General features: G+C 72.0%; 13 protein-coding genes and 1 pseudogene. 11 read left to right on the top strand and 3 right to left on the bottom strand.

What is annotated here, in order from left to right:
* The first annotated feature begins 321 nt into the window (after positions 1-321).
* The gene (locus tag GAS53_RS17910; RefSeq protein ID WP_151478612.1) at positions 322-1,116 is read left to right on the top strand and encodes an RNA polymerase sigma factor SigF; all 795 of its coding nucleotides are present in this window, start codon (positions 322-324) and stop codon (positions 1,114-1,116) included.
* Between the two features lie 145 nt (positions 1,117-1,261).
* On the opposite strand, the gene GAS53_RS17905 is transcribed toward GAS53_RS17910, so the two are convergent.
* The gene (locus tag GAS53_RS17905; protein WP_151478611.1) at positions 1,262-2,392 is read right to left on the bottom strand and encodes a PAS domain-containing protein; all 1,131 of its coding nucleotides are present in this window, start codon (positions 2,390-2,392) and stop codon (positions 1,262-1,264) included.
* 112 nt (positions 2,393-2,504) lie between these two features.
* Between GAS53_RS17905 and GAS53_RS17900 the strand changes: the two genes are divergently transcribed.
* The 4 genes from GAS53_RS17900 to GAS53_RS17880 all read left to right on the top strand — a co-directional run bounded on the left by GAS53_RS17900 (position 2,505) and on the right by GAS53_RS17880 (position 6,782).
* Positions 2,505-3,221: an ANTAR domain-containing response regulator gene (locus GAS53_RS17900; protein WP_151478610.1), complete on the top strand. Its 717-nt coding sequence runs from the start codon at positions 2,505-2,507 to the stop codon at positions 3,219-3,221.
* Positions 3,222-3,657: 436 nt separating this feature from the next.
* Positions 3,658-4,290, top strand: coding sequence for a hypothetical protein (locus GAS53_RS17890; protein ID WP_225858966.1), 633 nt, complete (start codon positions 3,658-3,660; stop codon positions 4,288-4,290).
* 156 nt (positions 4,291-4,446) lie between these two features.
* Positions 4,447-5,688 carry an aminotransferase class I/II-fold pyridoxal phosphate-dependent enzyme gene (locus tag GAS53_RS17885; RefSeq protein ID WP_151478609.1) on the top strand — a complete coding sequence of 414 codons (1,242 nt, stop codon included), beginning with the start codon at positions 4,447-4,449 and terminating at the stop codon, positions 5,686-5,688.
* A complete protein-coding gene (locus GAS53_RS17880; RefSeq protein ID WP_151478608.1) occupies positions 5,685-6,782 on the top strand; it encodes an MBL fold metallo-hydrolase in 1,098 nt (365 codons plus the stop codon). The genes GAS53_RS17885 and GAS53_RS17880 overlap by 4 nt, the downstream gene beginning before the upstream one ends.
* Positions 6,783-6,920: 138 nt before the next feature.
* Here the strand turns inward: GAS53_RS17880 and GAS53_RS17875 are convergent, their stop codons facing one another.
* Together GAS53_RS17875 and GAS53_RS17870 are read right to left on the bottom strand one after the other, a co-directional pair.
* Positions 6,921-7,547: a DedA family protein gene (locus GAS53_RS17875; protein ID WP_151478607.1), complete on the bottom strand. Its 627-nt coding sequence runs from the start codon at positions 7,545-7,547 to the stop codon at positions 6,921-6,923.
* A 68-nt stretch (positions 7,548-7,615) separates the two neighbouring features.
* Positions 7,616-8,383 (bottom strand): annotated as a pseudogene (locus GAS53_RS17870) (MBL fold metallo-hydrolase); the annotation flags it as partial.
* Positions 8,384-8,467: 84 nt separating this feature from the next.
* On the opposite strand from GAS53_RS17870, the gene GAS53_RS17865 reads away from it, so the two are divergent.
* The 6 genes from GAS53_RS17865 (at position 8,468) to dnaK (ending at position 17,068) form a co-directional block, all read left to right on the top strand.
* Positions 8,468-8,893: a hypothetical protein gene (locus GAS53_RS17865; RefSeq protein ID WP_151478605.1), complete on the top strand. Its 426-nt coding sequence runs from the start codon at positions 8,468-8,470 to the stop codon at positions 8,891-8,893.
* Positions 8,894-9,144: 251 nt separating this feature from the next.
* A complete protein-coding gene (locus GAS53_RS17860) occupies positions 9,145-11,226 on the top strand; it encodes a phage holin family protein (protein WP_151478604.1) in 2,082 nt (693 codons plus the stop codon).
* A gap of 183 nt (positions 11,227-11,409) precedes the next feature.
* Positions 11,410-12,471, top strand: coding sequence for an ATP-binding protein (locus tag GAS53_RS17855; RefSeq protein ID WP_151478603.1), 1,062 nt, complete (start codon positions 11,410-11,412; stop codon positions 12,469-12,471).
* Between the two features lie 133 nt (positions 12,472-12,604).
* Complete coding sequence (locus tag GAS53_RS17850; RefSeq protein WP_151478602.1) at positions 12,605-14,419, top strand: vWA domain-containing protein; 1,815 nt, start codon at positions 12,605-12,607, stop codon at positions 14,417-14,419.
* Positions 14,420-14,587: 168 nt separating this feature from the next.
* Entirely contained in the window at positions 14,588-15,016 is a 429-nt protein-coding gene (locus GAS53_RS17845) for an OsmC family protein (RefSeq protein WP_151478601.1), read from the top strand.
* Positions 15,017-15,166: 150 nt separating this feature from the next.
* Positions 15,167-17,068, top strand: coding sequence for a molecular chaperone DnaK (dnaK, locus tag GAS53_RS17840; protein ID WP_151478600.1), 1,902 nt, complete (start codon positions 15,167-15,169; stop codon positions 17,066-17,068).
* Positions 17,069-17,176: the final 108 nt, after the last annotated feature.

The raw sequence follows: 17,176 nt of genomic DNA, 5'->3' as shown, positions 1-17,176 counted from the left end.
GTACTCCGCCCGAGTCACCCTCGCCGGGCCGGGAAAACGCGGGTCCGGGAAAACCCGCGGGAGCTTGCCGCGTAAGGCCGCGAGTGCCTGGCGGGCAGGGCCGCGGGCGCCTGGCGCGTCAGGCCCCGGGTGTCTGCCGCGCAGGGCCGCGGGTGTTTGCCGCCCATGGTGAGGGGCAGGCGAAGAAACAGTGCTTCGGACAGGAGGCACGTCCGTGGGAGCGGTGTATCCCCCCGCCACGGGTGTGCCCGTCCGGCTCTGGGTGCGCTCCCACGGTTGACCGTCCAACCAAGGCACGACTCAAGGGAGTTGCACGCAACCATGCGAACTCACGCGAGCGCCAAGCACCACCCGCACGACGATGCCCCCGACACCGCGGAGGACTTCCGCAGGCTGGCCGGCCTGCCTCCGGGCCAGCTGCGCGACACACTCCGCGAGCAGATCATCGAGGCCTGGCTGCCCATGGCCGAGCGGCTCGCCGGCCGCTTCCGCAGCCGCGGCGAGAGCTACGAGGACCTGAGGCAGGTCGCGGCGCTCGGCCTCGTCAAGGCCGTCGACCGATACGACCCGGAGCGCGGCAACGCCTTCGAGAGCTACGCCGTACCGACCGTCACCGGAGAGATCAAGCGTCACTTCCGTGACCACATGTGGACCCTGCACGTACCGCGCCGGGTCCAGGACCTGCGCAACCGGGTCCGCTTCGCCCGCCAGGACCTGTCCCAGACCATCTCCGGCCGGCAGCCCACGGTCGCCGAGATCGCCGAGCACGCGCAGATGAGCGAGGAGGACGTGCGCGTCGGCCTGGAGGCCCTGGAGAGCTTCACAGCCCTCTCGCTCGACGCCGAACTCCCCGGCAGCGAGGACGGGTACTCACTGAGCGACGCGCTCGGCACGGCCGATCCGGCGCTCGACGTCGTCGTCGACCGCGAGGCGGTCAAACCGCGGCTCCAGGCTCTGCCCGAGCGTGAACGGGCCATCCTGTACATGCGGTTCTTCGGCGACATGACGCAGAGCCGGATCGCCGAGCAGCTCGGTATCTCGCAGATGCATGTGTCGCGGCTGATCAGTCGGTGTTGTAACCGGCTGCGGGATCAGGTCATGTCGGACGCCGCGTAGGCCTCCGGCAGTTCGGCGGAGTTTGGGTGCCGGTGCCTTCTTGCGGGTGCCGGCACCCTGCCGGGGGTAGTGAGTTGTCTGCGGGCCGTGTGTGGCTGGGCGCGCAGTTCCCCGCGCCCCTTCGGGGCGCCCCTCGCGAGGCCGTCTACCTTCGGTCCAAGTTCCTCAGAGACAGGGCTATGTGACGGGACATCATGTCCATCGCCTGGGCCTCGGCCATGGAGAAGGCCAGGCGGGCGCCTGTGCGGAAGAGGGTGATGACGCCCTGGACCGCGCCGTTGACGGTGAGGGGGACGCACAGGAGGGACGTGACGTTCGCGCGGATCAGGACGGGGGCGTCCGAGGCGTCGCGGCCGAAGGCGTCCGGGTCCTCCGGGCGTACCTGGAGGGCCGTGGAACCGCCGCGTGCCGCCTCGACGACGAGGGGGCACGCGGAAGGGTCCTGCGCCTCCAGGTCGCCGGTCTGGATGTCCTGCTGGTCCGCCGGTCCGAGGACCGTCGTACGGCACAGCCGCGCGGCCCCCTCGTCGGCCACCACCCAGTCCGCGAAGCGACCGTGCAGCACGCGGGCCGCCCGCTCCAGCACGGCGGCCCGCGTCTTGGACGGCTCGGTCAGCAGCGCCGTGGTCATGGCGTCCAGCAGATCCATCAGCGCCGCGTGCCGTGTCGTCTCGCCGAGGTCCGGCACAGGTCCGGGCCCGCTCTCGGCCGACGGCACCCGCGCCCCGGCGGGCTGGAGCACCACGAGGACGGCCGTACGCGGCTCGCCGCTCGGCCGCAGCGCGGTGAGCGTGGCGTGCACGGCGACGGAAGGGCGCTGCTGAAGGTGGACAGTGAGGCTGCGGTCGCCGTCACCGCGCGCCACCGCCGCGGTCTGCGAGCGGAACGCGGCCCGGTCCGCGTGCGCGAGGAAGCCGGAGAGCGGGCGGCCCGTCGCGTAACCCGCGCGGACACCCGTGAAGTTGGCCCCCGCGAAGTTCAGCCTGCGGACCACCGTCTCGCGGTCGGTCAGCGCGACGGGCAGCGGCAGACGCTGGAAGATCGTCTTGAGGAGCTGCTGCTCCTGACGGTCGGTGGAGGATGGGTTCGACGTGCCGGTGGCCGTCAGCCGCTCGTACCACGGCCACAACTGGTCGGCCACATGGTCGAGTTCGAAGAGCGCCGCGTCCAGTACGGTGGGAAGGTCGTCATTGGGTACGGACCGTGCCGCTTTCAACTCCGCGACACGGCGCACGAAATCCGCGAGTTCCTCACCGAATTCTTCCGTCTGCGCCATAACGACGAACGTAGCTCCTCACGAGCATGTCCGGGGCGGCGGGAGCGGAACCCCTCCAACTCGTTTTTCCCGCAGGCGAGCGGGAACGCGCTGAGAAGAGGAGGCGTGAAGCATGCCGGATACCGAACATATTGGCTCCCGGGGGACGGAATCCCCGGAATCTGCACTTCCGGGCCGTCGGCTGTCGGAACTCGCCGAGCAGGCCGTCCGCTGCACCGTCGACTGCTGCGGCGCGGGCACCACGGTGTCCGACGGCGGCACGGAGCGGCCGGCCGCGGTGACCCACCCAGACCTCGCGGCACTCGTCTCGGTCCAGCTCCGCTCCGGCGAGGGCCCGATTCCCGCCGCGGTGGAGCGCGGTGAGCCCGTCGAGTCGGGCGACCTGCTGCGCGAGGAGCGCTGGCCGCAGTACCGGGCCATGGCGCTCGACTCGGGTGTGCGCTCCAGCGTCACGATGCCCTTCCGCCGGGCGGGCCTGACAGTGACCCTCAGCCTCTACAGCTTCCGTCCCGGCAGCCTGGAGGACGCCCCGCACGGCCCCGCCCGGGCCCTCGGCGACCTCGCCGCGACCTGTCTCGTACGCGACCGTTCCTACCGGGCCGCGCTCACGGAACTCGACCAGCTCGGCGCCGCGCTGCGCACCCGCCCCGTGGTCGACCAGGCGTGCGGCATCGTCATGCATGTGCTGGCCTGCGACGCGGACGCGGCCTTCACGGTCCTGCGCCGCATCTCGCAGGGCTCCAACCGCAAACTGTCCGACGTCGCCTCGGCCCTCGTCGAGACCCGCTGCCGCGGACTGGAACAGGAGCTCGTTTCCCTGTCGAACTAGGGCCTGTCTGACAATTCCCGTCTGCCTCGCGACGCCATGCACGCTCCCCCACTGCCTTTAAGGGCGTGGGAGGTGCCCCCACTCGCCGCACCGGGCGCAGACCCAAGTACGTCCAGTACGAGGGTCTGCGCCCGGCATGCCGAGAGCACGCACCTGACGCCGCGCGGCCGCCCTCCGGGCGACGACGGGAATTGTCAGACAGGCCCTAGGCCAAGCGAAGTCGTACGCATGCGTGCCGGGCTCACTCCGAGCCCGGCACGCGTGTGTGTGACGTCACCCGCGTGGGCGTCCGCATGGCACGAATGGTGTCCGGCCGCGCGCGTCCGGTCGGCGGCCGGGCTCTGATGGGCTGCGGGGCATGTCGGTCGTGCCCCGCCTCCGCCGCCACACCCGGGCGTGGGGGTCCCCCAGCCACCGGCCGAAGGAGCCCAAGCCCATGCACCTGCCCCTGCGCCGTACCGTCCGTGCCCTGTCCGCCACCGCCCTCACCACCGTCGTCCTGGGCACCCCCGTCGCGGCGGCGGCCGCGAATCCGGCCGCGGAGGTCAGCCCGCGCACCGTCGCCCCCGGCGGCACCGTCACGGTCTCCGTCTCCTGCGGACCGACCGGCGGGCCCGCCGCCGAGACCATTGAGGCCACCTCGCAGGCCTTCGAGCACGGCACCGTCGAGTTGCACAAGGTCGCGGGCAAGGAGGACACGGCGGGCGGCCCGGCCTACAGCGGCACCGCCCGTATCGCGCCCGTCGCGAACTTCGAGGACGGCGCGCCGGACGCGGTCGGCAAGACCTCCGAGTGGGGCGTCGACGGCACCTGTCCGGCGGCGCCCGGCGGCCAGGGCAAGCAGTGGAGCGCGTCCTTCACGGTGTCCCGCGAGGGCTCATCCCATGGCAGCTCCCATCACCCGGGCAGCTCCCATCACCCGGCCGTCCAGCACGGGGTGCGCGCGGGCGAGGGCGGCGCCTTCTCCGACTCCACCATCGCCCTGGTCACGGGCGGCGTCCTCATCGCGGGCGCGCTGGGCGCCGCGGTCCACCGGCTGCACCGCCGGGAGCCGTCCTCGAAAGGCTGAGTTGACGAGGCGCTCCCCTGGGTACGCAGAGGCATGGGTGCGCGGATCTCAGAGACACAGCCGGCACCGTAGGAACCACAACGGACCAGGGACCAATGAACCAGGGACCGATGAACGACGAACCCACGGTCCACGGATCACTGCGCGGAGGTACGGATGCGGCGGACTGATCCGGAGGGGCACGGTCCCGTCCGTTACGGCCCGCCGCTGCCCGGCCAGGGCGTGCCCGTGCCGCCCGCACTCGCCGCAGCCGCGACGGGCGCGCACACCGAACCGACCGGCGGGGGCCCCGCACTCCTGGACGCCGCCCGCGGCTACTGGGCCCGGCGCGGGCTGCCGGCCGACCGCGACCGGACGGCCGCCGCACCCGGCGCCGGCGCCCTGCTCCTCGCGCTGACCGCCGCGCTCGGCGGCGACGTCCTGCTGCCGCGCCCCTGCGCGGCATGGTGGGCGCCACAGGCACGCCTGTTGGGCAGATCCGTCTTCCACGTGGGGACGCCCGCCGAGTGCGGCGGCGTCCCGGATCCGTACGCCCTCCTGGAGACCGTGCGCCGGGTGCGCGCCGAGGGGGGCGACCCGCGGCTGCTCGTGATGTCCGTCGCCGACGACCCCACCGCCACCGTCGCGCCGCCCGAGGTGGTGCACGAGACCATCGAGGCGGCCGCGGGCGAGGGCCTGCACCTGGTCAGCGACGAGACCTGGCGCGACACCCTGCACGACCCGCACGACACCGTGCTGCTGAGCCCCGCAGAGATGCTGCCGGAACGGGTCACGGTCCTGACGGACCTCTCCGGCCCCTTCCTGCCGCCCGGCTGGCCCGCCGCGATCGCCCGCTTCCCCGACACCGACACCGGCACCGAGCTGCGCGACCGCGTCCTCGACGTCCTCACCGCGCTCGGCGCCCGTATCGCCGCACCGGTCGCCGCGGCCGCCGCGTACGCGCTCGGCGAGCCCGACGAGATCAAGCACCGCCTCACCGCGTCCGTACGCCTGCATGCGCGCGTGGCCGCCGCCGCGCACCGGGCCCTCGTGGCCGCGGGCGCACTCGTCCGGCCACCGCAGGCGGGCCGCCACCTGTACGCGGACCTCGGCCCGCTGCGCTCCGAGCTCACCGCGCGCGACGTCGGCGACGCCCAGGAACTGGAGGACTTCCTCACCGATCGCCTTGGCATGTCCGCGCCCGGCGGCCACCGCTTCGGCGACGACCTCGGCGCGCTGCGCGTCCGCCTGGCCACGGGCCCGTTCCTCGGCACAACCGACGAGGAGCGTATTGCGTCTCTCACGTCACCGGAACCTCTGGAATTGCCGCATGTGAAACGTGCGTTGAGTCTGCTGGGATCGGCCTTCGGTGATCTCCGCGATGACGATGACGCTCGGCGATGGGAGTCCCCTCGATGACGCAGCAGTCCGAGTCGACCACGAGCACGACGACCACGTCCACGTCCACGTCCAGTGACGCCGACGATCCGGCGTCTCCCTCATCCGCCCCGTCCGCCCCCTCCGTGTTCGCGCCCGCTGTCGGGACCCCGCTCGCCGAGCCCCGCCCGCTCGGCGAACGGCGGGTCTGGCCCCGCTCCTTCGCGGACCGGCTGACCGCCCCGCTGCCGGGCCTCAGGGGCTTCGCGCGGTTCGCCCGCGAGGGCGCGCTGCGGCCGGGACCCGAAGGGCTCGCGGACATTCCCCGACTGCCGTACGAGCCCGGCCCGTTGCCCCGAGTGGACGCGCGTACGGTCGCCGTCTCCTGGGCGGGGCACGCCAGCTGGGTGATCCGGATCGGCGGTCTCACGGTACTCACGGACCCGGTCTGGTCCCGCAAGATCCTCGGAACTCCCGATCGGATCACGCCTGTCGGTGTGGCCTGGAGCGAGCTGCCTCGCGTCGACGCGGTCGTCATCAGCCACAACCACTACGACCACCTGGACGCCCCCACCCTGCGCAGACTCCCGCGCGACACCCCGGTGTTCGTCCCGGCCGGCCTAGGCCGCTGGTTCCGGCGCCGCCGCTTCAGCCACGTCACCGAGCTGGACTGGTGGGAAGCTGCCCAACTCGGAGCCGTCCGCCTCGACTTCGTGCCCGCCCACCACTGGTCCAAGCGCAGCCTCCACGACACCTGCCGCACCCTGTGGGGCGGCTGGGTACTGACCGCCCAGGACGGCCGACGCGTGTACTTCGCGGGCGACACGGGATACGGCCACTGGTTCTCCCGCATCGGCGCCCGCTACCCCGGCATCGACCTCGCACTCCTGCCGATCGGCGCGTACGAGCCCCGCTGGTGGCTCAGCGACGTCCACTGCGACCCGGAGGAGGCGGTCCGCGCGGCCCAGGACCTCGGCGCACGACGGATGGCCCCCATGCACTGGGGCACGTTCGTCCTCTCGGCCGAACCGGTCCTGGAACCGCTCACGCGCGTCCGCACGGCATGGGAGAAGGCGGGCCGGTCGAGGGAGGACTTGTGGGACTTGCCGGTGGGGGCATCAAGGGTGCTGACCTGAAGCGCCCCTTCTTTTAGCGGCGCGGAAACTGCGGATTCTTCGGGGGAGCGGCGAGCGGCGGTTTTTTAGGGGCGCGGGGAACTGCGCGACCAGCCACAGCCGACCCGCAGACGAAGAACCGCACCACCCGCGGAGCGATCACGCAGCCGAATTACGAACCCGACGCCACACCCCAGGCGCCGCACTGATCACCAAGGTCAGCACAACCGCCGCCACCACACCCTCCCAAGGCTCCTTGAACAGCGAACCCCCAAGCACCCCGATGAGCTGATACGTCGCGGCCCAGGCAAGACAAGCCGGCACATCGCCGCGCGCAAACCGTCGCAGCGGCCACTTGGCCATGAGACAGGCGAGCATCACCGGAATACGCCCCGCCGGCACCAGCCGGGACAGCACCAGCACCGCCACGCCGTGATCCGCGAGCTTCTCCTGGGCCTGCGCCAGCCGATCCTCGGGCGCACGGTCACGAATCGCGGCAAGCCACCGCGAGCCGTTCTTCGACCGCATCCCGCGCCGCCCGAGCCAGTACAGCCCGACATCCCCGAGGAACGCCGCGAACGCCGCCACCACGAAGACCAGCGCCATCGAGAAAGGTGCCGTCTGGTGAAAGGCCACGACCGCCGCCGAACTCACCACCGCACCGGTCGGCACGACCGGCACCAGCGCACCGATCAGCACCAGCAGGAACAGCGACGGATAGCCGATCGCCTGCTGCGTGGACTCCGGCGGCACGGTCGTGACCGCGGCGGCGAGCACCTGTCTCACCGGGTGTCGCCCTCCCGCCCGTCGTCGCTCCGGTCGGCCGGCGCGTCTCCCCGGAGAGTGCGGTACCCGGCGATCTCCGGACGCACACGCTCGCCGTGGTCCAGCTTGTGCACCGCCACCTCGGGCGCACGCTCGGCGGCCAGGCGCACGAACTCCTCGCCGGGCGCGTGGAATTCATGGGGGCGCACGGCGTCCATCCCGATCGGCCAGTACGTGCCGTAGTGCACCGGCACCGCGCTCCCCGGCTGGAGCCGCGCCAGGGCCTCGGCGGCCCGCCCGGCGTCCAGGTGCCCCTCGCCGAGATAGGGCCCCCAGCCGCCGACCGGCAGCAGCGCCACGTCGACCGGCCCGACCTCTTTGGCCATCGACTCGAACAGGCCCGTGTCCCCGGCGAAGTACGTCCGTGCCTCGCCCTCGATCACATAACCGAGGGCGGGCGCGCGGTGCGGCCCGACCGGCAGCCGCCGCCCGTCGTGCCGCGCGGGCACGGCCCGTACGACCAGGTCACCGACCCTGGTCTGGTCGCCGGGCGCCACCTCGGTGACCTGCAGATGGCCGAGCCTGCGCAGCCCGGGCACCGCGCGAGGGGCGCCCTTCGGCACCAGCAGCCGGGTGCCCGGGGCGAGCTGTGCCAGCGAGGAGACGTGCAGATGGTCGGCGTGCAGATGCGACACCAGGGCCACGTCCGCAACCGCCGCCTCGGGCGGCGGCGGCGCCCCCCGGCGCCTGCGCAGATGCGCGAGCCGGCGCGCGAAGAGAGGGTCGGTGAGCACGCGCGCACCCGAGTCCTCGACCGTGCAGGTGGCGTGACCCCACCAAGTGATCTCCACCGGCACTCCTTTGCCCCCTTCGCGCGACTCCCCCCGAGCCTACGGGCAGGAGTAGGGTCGGCGACGAAACCCGGAGGTGAGGGGGACGCCATGGGAGACACACGCCGTGCCTCCGGCATGCTTCGCGTGACGACGATCGCCAGTCTCACGCCGTTGGAGGAGCTGGAGGCGGACCCCTTCCTGGTGGACTCGCGCAGCCAGCACGCCATGTGCGCGCGCTGGGCGGCCGAGCGGGGCTATGTGGTCACCCGCGAACTGCTCGTACGGGGGCTGCGGCCCGACCACTGCGCGCTGTGGGAGGACGTCGAGGCGGGCCTCGTCGACCTGTTCGTCGCGCCCAGCCGCCGGGTCCTGGAGCGGGCGCTCGCCTCCGTCGACGAGTTCACCGCCGAGTGCGCCCGGCGCGGTGTCCGGGTCGAGACGGTCGGCCACGCGGAACCCGCGTACGACGCACAGATGAAGGCCAGCGTCCACCGCCGTCTGTCGATGCCGACAGCAGGCTACGACGGCCGCTGAGCGCTCCGCTGGGTGCCTGGTGATTTGCCTGCGGGCCGGTGGGGGCTGATCGTTCCCTGCGGGCCGGTGGGGGCTGGTCGCGCAGTTCCCCGCGCCCCTTACGGGGGCGCGGCACGGCCCGCCGCAACGGACCCGTGGCGCCGAGCTCTGCGTATCTTCACCGGGCTGCGCAGCCCAAGGGCACGTTCACCCGTTGTGACAAGGTTGGGCGTGGGACAGGGCGGTGGGCGGAGCGCAAAGGTGGGCGTGGCGTGAGCGGAGCGCGATGGCGGAGGCTTGTCAGCGCGGTCTGGCGGAGTATCGCCGTGTGGGCCGTGTCCACGGTCACCATGCTGGTGCTCGCCGGGATCCTGCCGGACTTCAGAATCCAGTCCGCCGACGGAGACAGCGCCACCCGTATCGCCGTCACCGCCGCACTCGGCGCCGGAGCCTTCGGTGTGCTGTCCTCCGTCGTATGGCCCCTTCTCGTCCGGGCGCTGCTCCTCGTGCCCGCCCTCGTTCTCGCTCTGCTCGTCTTCTTCCTCAACGGCTCGCTCCTGCTCCTGGCCCTGCGCATCATCCCGTCGGGAGAGAGCGAGGCCGCCCCGGAGACGGCGGTGGTGGTCGCCGCGGTGATGTCGGCCGTCGCCTCGGCCACCGGCGGAGCCCTCGCCGTACGGGACGACGACGCGTACCGAAGAAGGCTGTACCGCCTGTCCGACCGCCGCCGGGCCGAGGTACCGCGGGGCGTGGGTCCGTCGACGCCCGGCGCGGTCTTCCTCCAGCTCGACGGAGTGGGCCATGACGTACTCGTGGACGCGGTCGGACGCGGCCTGATGCCCACCGTCGCCACCTGGCTGGGCGAGGGCCAGGGGGCACGCACCACTCACCGGCTCACCCCCTGGCGCACCGACTGGTCCAGCCAGACCGGCGCCAGCCAGCTGGGCATCCTGCACGGGTCCAACCACGACATCCCCGCCTTCCGGTGGTACGAGAAGGAAACCCGGGTGGTCATGGTCTGCAACCGCCCGACCAGCGCCGCCGAACTCCAGCGCCGGGCCATCGAGCGCACCGGTGACGGCGGCCTGCTCACCGTGGACGGCGCCAGCCGCGGCAACCTCTTCAGCGGCGGCGCCGACCAGCTCGCCCTGGTCCTCTCCGTGGCCGCCAGAAGAGGCAAGGGCAACCGCTCGCGGGCCGGCTACTTCGCGTACTTCTCCGACCCCGCCAACGCCGTCCGCACCGCCCTGTCCTTCGTCGCCGAAGTCGGCCGTGAGATCAGCGAGTCCACCCGGGCCCGCCTCAAGAAGCGCCGCCCCCGCGTCAGCCGCGGCGGCCTCTACCCGTTCATCCGTGCCTTCGCGACCGTCGTCGAGCGGGACGTCGTCGTCGCCGCGGTGATCGGGGACATGCTCGCCGGGCGCGCCGCGGTCTACGCGGACCTCGTGGCGTACGACGAGGTGGCGCACCACTCGGGCCCGCGCAGCCGCGACGCGGAGAAGGTCCTGCAGCGCCTGGACCGCTCGCTGGCCCTGATCGCGCAGGTCGCCGAGCACGCCCCGCGGGCCTACCGCATCGTGCTGCTGTCCGACCACGGCCAGAGCCCCGGCGAGACCTTCCGCACCCGCTACGGACTCGGCCTCGGCGAGCTCGTACGGGCCGGCTGCGGGCTTCCCGTGCCCCGCAAGGCGCAGCGCACGCACAGCGGCGCCGAGGCCCGGGCGGCCGTGCGGGCGGCGCTGCGCAGGCCTGTCGAGGAGGGCGGCGAACAGTACCGCCCGTCCCGGCGCCGCTCGGAACCGCTCGTGCTGGCCTCGGGCAACCTCGGCCTGGTGTCCTTCCCGGACGTACCGCACCGGATGAGCCGCGAGGAGATCGACGCCCGGCATCCGGCCCTGCTGACCACGCTCGCCAACCACCCCGGCGTCGGCTTCGTGCTCGTGCGCAGCGAGGAGCACGGCGGCGTCGTGCTCGGCGCGCACGGCGCCGAGATCCCCCTGGACAAGCTGGACGAGAACCCCGGCCCGCTCGCCGACTTCGGCCCGGGCGCCGCCGACGCCGTACGCCGCACGCACGCCTTCCCGCACGCCGCGGACATCATGGTCAACTCCTGGTACGACCCCGAGGAGGGCGAAGTCCTCGCGTTCGAGGAGCAGATCGGCTCCCACGGCGGCCTGGGCGGGGAGCAGGGGCGGCCCTTCCTGATGTCGCCGCTCGCGCTGTCCGCGCCCGTCGAGGAAGGGGCGGAACTGGCCGGCGCGGAGCGCGTGCACCGCGTACTGCGGCGCTGGCTGCGCGAGTGCAACGGCCCGCAGGTACCCGTCGAGGCACGCCCCGACCGGCGTGCGGCCTGAACGCAGGAACGGTGGCGGACCGCCCCTTCGTACCCCCATGAACGGTGGGTGGCTCGGGTAGTACGGGGAGCGCGCCGCGCCCCGAAAATGGGCTGCGGTAAGACAAGCGAACCGCCCACACTGTTCGTATCGGACATCGCGCACCAGCGCGCTCCACTCGAACACCTCGCAAGGAGTTGCTGCGTGCAGGCAGCTGTCACCGTCACTCCCGCCCGAATCCCGGAGCTGCTGCTCGGCCTCGCGACCGTGCGGCCGGTCTTCATCTGGGGCGCTCCCGGCATCGGAAAGTCCTCCCTGGTCAGGGAGTTCGCCGAGTCCCTGGGGCTGGAGTGTGTGAGCCTGCTGGGTACGCAGCTGGCGCCGGAGGACCTGATCGGCGTACCCCAGATCCGCGACGGACGCTCGGTCTTCTGCCCGCCCGAGGCGATCGCCCGCGACGAGCCGTACTGCCTGTTCCTGGATGAGCTGAACGCGGCGACACCGGACGTCCAGAAGGCCTTCTACTCGCTGATCCTCGACCGCCGCATCGGCAACTACGAGCTGCCCGCGGGCTCGATCGTGATCGGCGCGGGCAACCGCGCGACGGACAACGCGCTGGCGCGGCCGATCGCGTCGGCACTGGTCAACCGTCTTACGCATGTGCACCTGGAGGCGTCCGCGAAGGACTGGCTGGTGTGGGCCGCGACGAACGACATCCACCCGTGGGTGCTCGACCACCTCACCGACCGGCCCGACCATCTGTGGTCCAAGCCGCCGAAGACCGAGGAGCCCTTCTCCACGCCCCGTTCCTGGCACATGCTCTCCGACGCGCTGCACTCCTTCGGCCCGACGCTCGACGAGCCGACGCTGAAGATCGTCGCGCACGGCACGCTGACGCCCGCGCACGCGGTCGCCTTCTGCGGCTACGTCAAGATCGTCCGCAGCCGGTTCGGGATCGAGGCCATCATCAAGGGCGAGGCCCGCTGGCCGAACCGCACCGAGGACCGGGACCTCCTGTACTACCTCGCCGAGTCCTTCCGCGGCCGTCTCATCAAGGAACTCCCCGCCAGCAAGGAACACGCCTCGGCGAACGGCCGCGAGACCGCCTACCGGGCCAAGTCGCTGCTCGTCCAGCTCGCCGAGATCTCCGTCGAGGTGGCCCAGAGCGTCATCGCCTCGGACGAGGACGGCAACCCCGTACTGCCCGCCTGGTTCCTGGTGGAGGCGGCCCGCGACATGCCGCGGCTGGTGGAGGCGCGGCGGTGAGCGCTCCGCGCGAGCAGACGGCCGCCGGTCCGGGCCCGGCGGCGCCGGCGCGTCCGGGCGGCCCGTCACGACCTCCGCTCCGTCCTCACGCGACAGCGTCCGCTCCGTCCGCCGACCGGGAAGGGGCCGCGCGATGAGCCGCGCTCGCAAGCAGGAACAACCCAAGAAGCCCAAGAAGAAGGACCTGGCCGCGGAGGCGTTCGCCGAGGGGATGCGCCTGGTGCGGGCCAACCGCGCGCTGGCCGCCATCGGGTTCAGCACCTGCCGCCAGGAGGACTGCGAGGCGGCGCCGGACGACGGGCTTGTCCGCGTCGACTCCGACGGCGTGCTGCACTGCCACCCCAAGCGGCTGGCCGAGCCCGTCGAGTGGGCCTGGGCGGTCGCGCACGGCGCCCTCCACCTCGGCTTCGGCCACGTCCCGGCGAAGACGGGCGCGCGCGAGCAGCCCGACCGCTTCGACCTCGCCGCCCGCTGCGTCGTCGTCAACCGCTTCCTGCTCGGGTTCCCGGTCGGCCTCACCCCCGCGGACCTGCCGATGTCGTACCCCGACGGCGACGAGGAGAAGCTCGCCGGGCGCTGGCGCCGCGACGGCATCCCGGCCGTGTACGAGCGCTGCGGTACGGCGGGCGGCGAGCCCGACCAGGTGCTCGTGCCGTGGGACAGCTGGCTCGGCGGCCAAACGCCGGACTGGCAGCTCGCGTTCGCGCACGCGCTGACGCGCACCGTGGCCGCCGCGATGGACATGGCGGGCGGCCGCCGCGACTCGATGCGCGGCGGCCCCACCCGGCTGCAGCCCTGGGAGCGAGCCCTGAGCTGGTTCGTGTCCTCCTACCCCCTCCTCGGCGGCATCGCGGCGGGCATCAAGCTCGTGGCGGACGCCGAACTCGCCCGCGCCCACGGCATTTCCGTCGCCGCGGTCGACGCGGAGGCGGCCGAGATCTACGTCAACCCGCTGCGGCAGCTCGACGACGAGGAGTGGCGGTTCGTCCTCGCCCACGAGATGCTGCACGCCGCGCTGCGCCACGGCGACCGCTGCGGCGGCCGCGACCGGTACCTCTTCAATGTCGCCTGCGACTACGTCATCAACGCCTGGCTGGTCGAGATGCAGGTCGGCACGATGCCCGAAGGGCTGCTGTACGACTCGGAGTTGAAGGACCTCTCCGCCGAGGAGGTCTACGACCGGCTCGCCACCGGTCTGCGCCGGGGGCGCCGGCTCGCCACCCTGCGCGGCAAGGGCGTGGGCGACATCCTCGGAGGCCCCCTCGGCTCGCCCCGCGACTACGTGGACCTCGACGAGTTCTACCGCCGCGGCCTGAGCCACGGTCTCGACCTGCACCAGCAGCAGGACCGCGGATATCTGCCCGGCGGGCTCGTCGAGGAGATCCGCACGCTCAGCCACCCGCCCCTGCCCTGGGACGCCCAGCTCGCCCGCTGGTTCGACGAGTTCGTCCCCCGCCCCGAGCCGGTACGGACCTACGCGCGCCCCGCCCGCCGCCAGGCCGCCACCCCGGACATCCCGCGCGCCGGCCGCTACTTCCCGCCCGAGGAGATCGCCCGCTGCACCTTCGGCGTCGTCCTGGACACCTCCGGTTCCATGGACCGCACGCTGCTCGGCAAGGCACTGGGCGCCATCGCCTCGTACGCCGAGGCCCGCGACGTACCGGCCGCGCGCGTCGTCTTCTGCGACGCCGCCCCGCACGACGCGGGCTTCCTGCCGGTCACGGACATCGCCGGACGCGTACGGGTGCACGGGCGCGGCGGGACGGTCCTGCAGCCCGGCATCGACCTCCTGCACCGCGCGAAGGACTTCCCGCCGGGCGCGCCGATCCTGGTGATCACGGACGGCTACTGCGACGTCCTGCGGGTCCGGCGCGAGCACGCGTACCTCATCCCGCAGGGCTCTTCACTGCCGTTCACCGCCCGTGGGCCGGTCTTCCGCGTGCGCTGAGAAGGAGACCGCGGTGGACTGCAGGGCCTTGCCCGGCCCCTCGACAGGGGACTCTTCAGGCCCGGTTCAGTCGGTTGCCGCCCGGCCGGTGGGTGCACGGGGGCCAAGGTGTGATCGGATGGGGGCTACGGAATCCCGGCAACGGGACCACACCCGAAAGGATTCACCGTGGCTACCACGCGCTCCGCACACACCGTGTGGGAAGGCAATCTGTTCAAGGGCAACGGCGTCGTCACGTTCGACTCCTCCGGCAGCATCGCTGAGCAGCCGGTGACGTGGGCGTCGCGGGCCGAGGACGCGAACGGCAAGACCAGCCCGGAGGAGCTGATCGCCGCCGCCCACTCCAGTTGCTTCTCGATGGCCTTCTCGAACATCCTCGACAAGGCCGGCACCCCGCCGACGAAGCTGACCACCTCGGCCGACGTGACCTTCCAGCCCGGCGAGGGCATCACCGGCATCCACCTCACCGTCGAGGGCACCGTGCCCGGCATGGACGAGGAGGCCTTCCTCGCCGCGGCCGAGGACGCCAAGGTCAACTGCCCGGTCAGCCAGGCGCTGACCGGCACGACGATCACACTCTCGGCGAAGCTCGCCTGACACTCGCCTTACACCAGACCCGCCCACCGATGCCGCGCCCTTGTAAGGGGTGCGGCATCAGTGTTTCCAGTGGCCGACCCGAAGGGTTGACAATAAGGCACTCAAGTTTTGTGATGGTAGACGGGAAAGCCCGGGCGGAAGGGGACGGACATGGCACGTGCGGTCGGGATCGATCTCGGTACCACGAACTCGGTGGTGGCCGTCCTGGAAGGAGGAGAGCCCACGGTCGTCGCCAACGCCGAGGGCGCGCGCACCACACCTTCGGTGGTGGCCTTCGCCAAGAACAACGAGGTGCTCGTCGGCGAGGTCGCCAAACGGCAGGCCGTGACGAACGTCGAGCGCACGGCGCGCTCCGTGAAACGCCATATGGGCGACGCGAGTTGGCGCTTCCCCGATAGCGGCACGGTCGACGGCACCCGCTACCGCGCGCAGGAACTGTCCGCGCGCGTCCTGCAGAAGCTGAAGCGGGACGCCGAGGCGTATCTCGGCGAGGACGTCACGGACGCCGTGATCACCGTGCCCGCCTACTTCGACGACTCCCAGCGGCAGGCCACCAAGGAGGCCGGCGAGATCGCGGGCCTCAAGGTCCTGCGGATCATCAACGAGCCGACGGCCGCGGCCCTCGCGTACGGGCTCGACCGCGGCGAGGAGCAGACCGTCCTCGTCTTCGACCTGGGCGGCGGCACCTTCGACGTCTCGCTGCTCGAGATCGGCGAGGGCGTCATCGAGGTCAAGGCCACCAACGGTGACACCCAGCTGGGCGGCGACGACTGGGACCAGCGGATCGTCGAGCACCTCGTCAAACGCTTCAAGGGGTCGTACGGAATCGACCTCGGCCAGGACAAGATGGCGCTCCAGAGGCTGCGCGAGGGCGCCGAAAAAGCCAAGATCGAACTGTCCTCGTCCACCGAGACGACCATCAACCTGCCCTACATCACCGCTTCCGCCGAGGGCCCCCTGCACCTGGACGAGAAGCTGACGCGCGCTCAGTTCCAGGAGCTCACCGCGGACCTGCTCGACCGCTGCAAGAACCCCTTCCACCAGGCGGTCAAGGACGCGGGCGTGAAGCTCTCGGCGGTCGACCACGTCATCCTCGTCGGCGGCTCCACCCGGATGCCCGCGGTGACCGAGCTGGTGAAGGAGCTCACCGGCAAGGACCCGCACAAGGGCGTCAACCCGGACGAGGTCGTGGCCCTCGGCGCCGCCCTCCAGGCGGGCGTCATCCGCGGCGACGTGAAGGACGTGCTGCTCCTCGACGTCACCCCGCTGTCCCTGGGCATCGAGACCAAGGGCGGCATCATGACGAAGCTCATCGAGCGCAACACGACCATTCCCACGAGGCGTTCGGAGATCTTCACCACGGCCACCGACAATCAGCCCTCCGTCGGCATCCAGGTCTTCCAGGGCGAGCGTGAAATCGCCGCCTACAACAAGAAGTTGGGCGTCTTCGACCTCACCGGGCTGCCGCCCGCACCGCGCGGAGTGCCGCAGATCGAGGTCGCCTTCGACATCGACGCCAACGGCATCATGCACGTCTCGGCGAAGGACCTCGCCACGGGCCGCGAGCAGAAGATGACCGTCACCGGCGGTTCCGCGCTCCCCAAGGACGACATCGACCGCATGATGCGCGAGGCCGAGCAGTACGCCGACGAGGACCGCAAGCGCCGCGAGGCCGCGGAGACCCGCAACCAGGCGGAGCAACTCGTCTACCAGACCGAGAAGTTCATCCGCGACAACGGCGAACGGATCCCGGCCGACACGAAGACCGAGGTCGAGTCCGCGATCACCGAACTGAAGGGACTCCTGGAGGACCGGGAAGGCGCCGACACGAACACCCTGCGGACAGGCGTCGAGAAACTCGCCACCGTCAGCCAGAAGATGGGCCAGGCGATGTACGCGCAGGCCCAGCAGTCGCCCCCGCAGGACCAGCCGGGCACCGAGCAGACCTCACCGGCGGACGAGGAGGGCGTGGTCGACGCGGAGATCGTCGACGAGGAGAAGGAGACCAAGGGCGACGAGGAGGACAGGGACGCAAAGGGCGGCGCCGCCTGAGCCCCCAGGAGCGCGAGGACCTGAGCCCCCAGGGGCGCGAGGAACTGCGCGACCAGCCCACAACGACGGTCAGCCGACACACAACAGCAGGCCCCACCCCCTAGGGGC

The sequence above is a fragment of the Streptomyces albicerus genome, assembly GCF_008905045.1.
Taxonomy (GTDB): Bacteria; Actinomycetota; Actinomycetes; order Streptomycetales; family Streptomycetaceae; genus Streptomyces; species Streptomyces albicerus.
The sequence above is the reverse complement of the archived record's forward strand: the minus strand, read 5'-3'. Positions and strand labels throughout refer to the sequence as shown.

What these genes read in the sequence shown, in the direction of transcription:
- GAS53_RS17850 (WP_151478602.1), top strand. Translation starts at nt 12,605, where the DNA reads ATGAGCCGCGCTCGCAAGCAGGAACAACCCAAGAAGCCCAAGAAGAAG.
- GAS53_RS17885 (WP_151478609.1), top strand. Translation starts at nt 4,447, where the DNA reads ATGCGGCGGACTGATCCGGAGGGGCACGGTCCCGTCCGTTACGGCCCG.
- GAS53_RS17890 (WP_225858966.1), top strand. Translation starts at nt 3,658, where the DNA reads ATGCACCTGCCCCTGCGCCGTACCGTCCGTGCCCTGTCCGCCACCGCC.
- GAS53_RS17910 (WP_151478612.1), top strand. Translation starts at nt 322, where the DNA reads ATGCGAACTCACGCGAGCGCCAAGCACCACCCGCACGACGATGCCCCC.
- GAS53_RS17900 (WP_151478610.1), top strand. Translation starts at nt 2,505, where the DNA reads ATGCCGGATACCGAACATATTGGCTCCCGGGGGACGGAATCCCCGGAA.
- GAS53_RS17865 (WP_151478605.1), top strand. Translation starts at nt 8,468, where the DNA reads ATGGGAGACACACGCCGTGCCTCCGGCATGCTTCGCGTGACGACGATC.
- dnaK (WP_151478600.1), top strand. Translation starts at nt 15,167, where the DNA reads ATGGCACGTGCGGTCGGGATCGATCTCGGTACCACGAACTCGGTGGTG.
- GAS53_RS17905 (WP_151478611.1), bottom strand. Translation starts at nt 2,392, where the DNA reads ATGGCGCAGACGGAAGAATTCGGTGAGGAACTCGCGGATTTCGTGCGC.
- GAS53_RS17880 (WP_151478608.1), top strand. Translation starts at nt 5,685, where the DNA reads ATGACGCAGCAGTCCGAGTCGACCACGAGCACGACGACCACGTCCACG.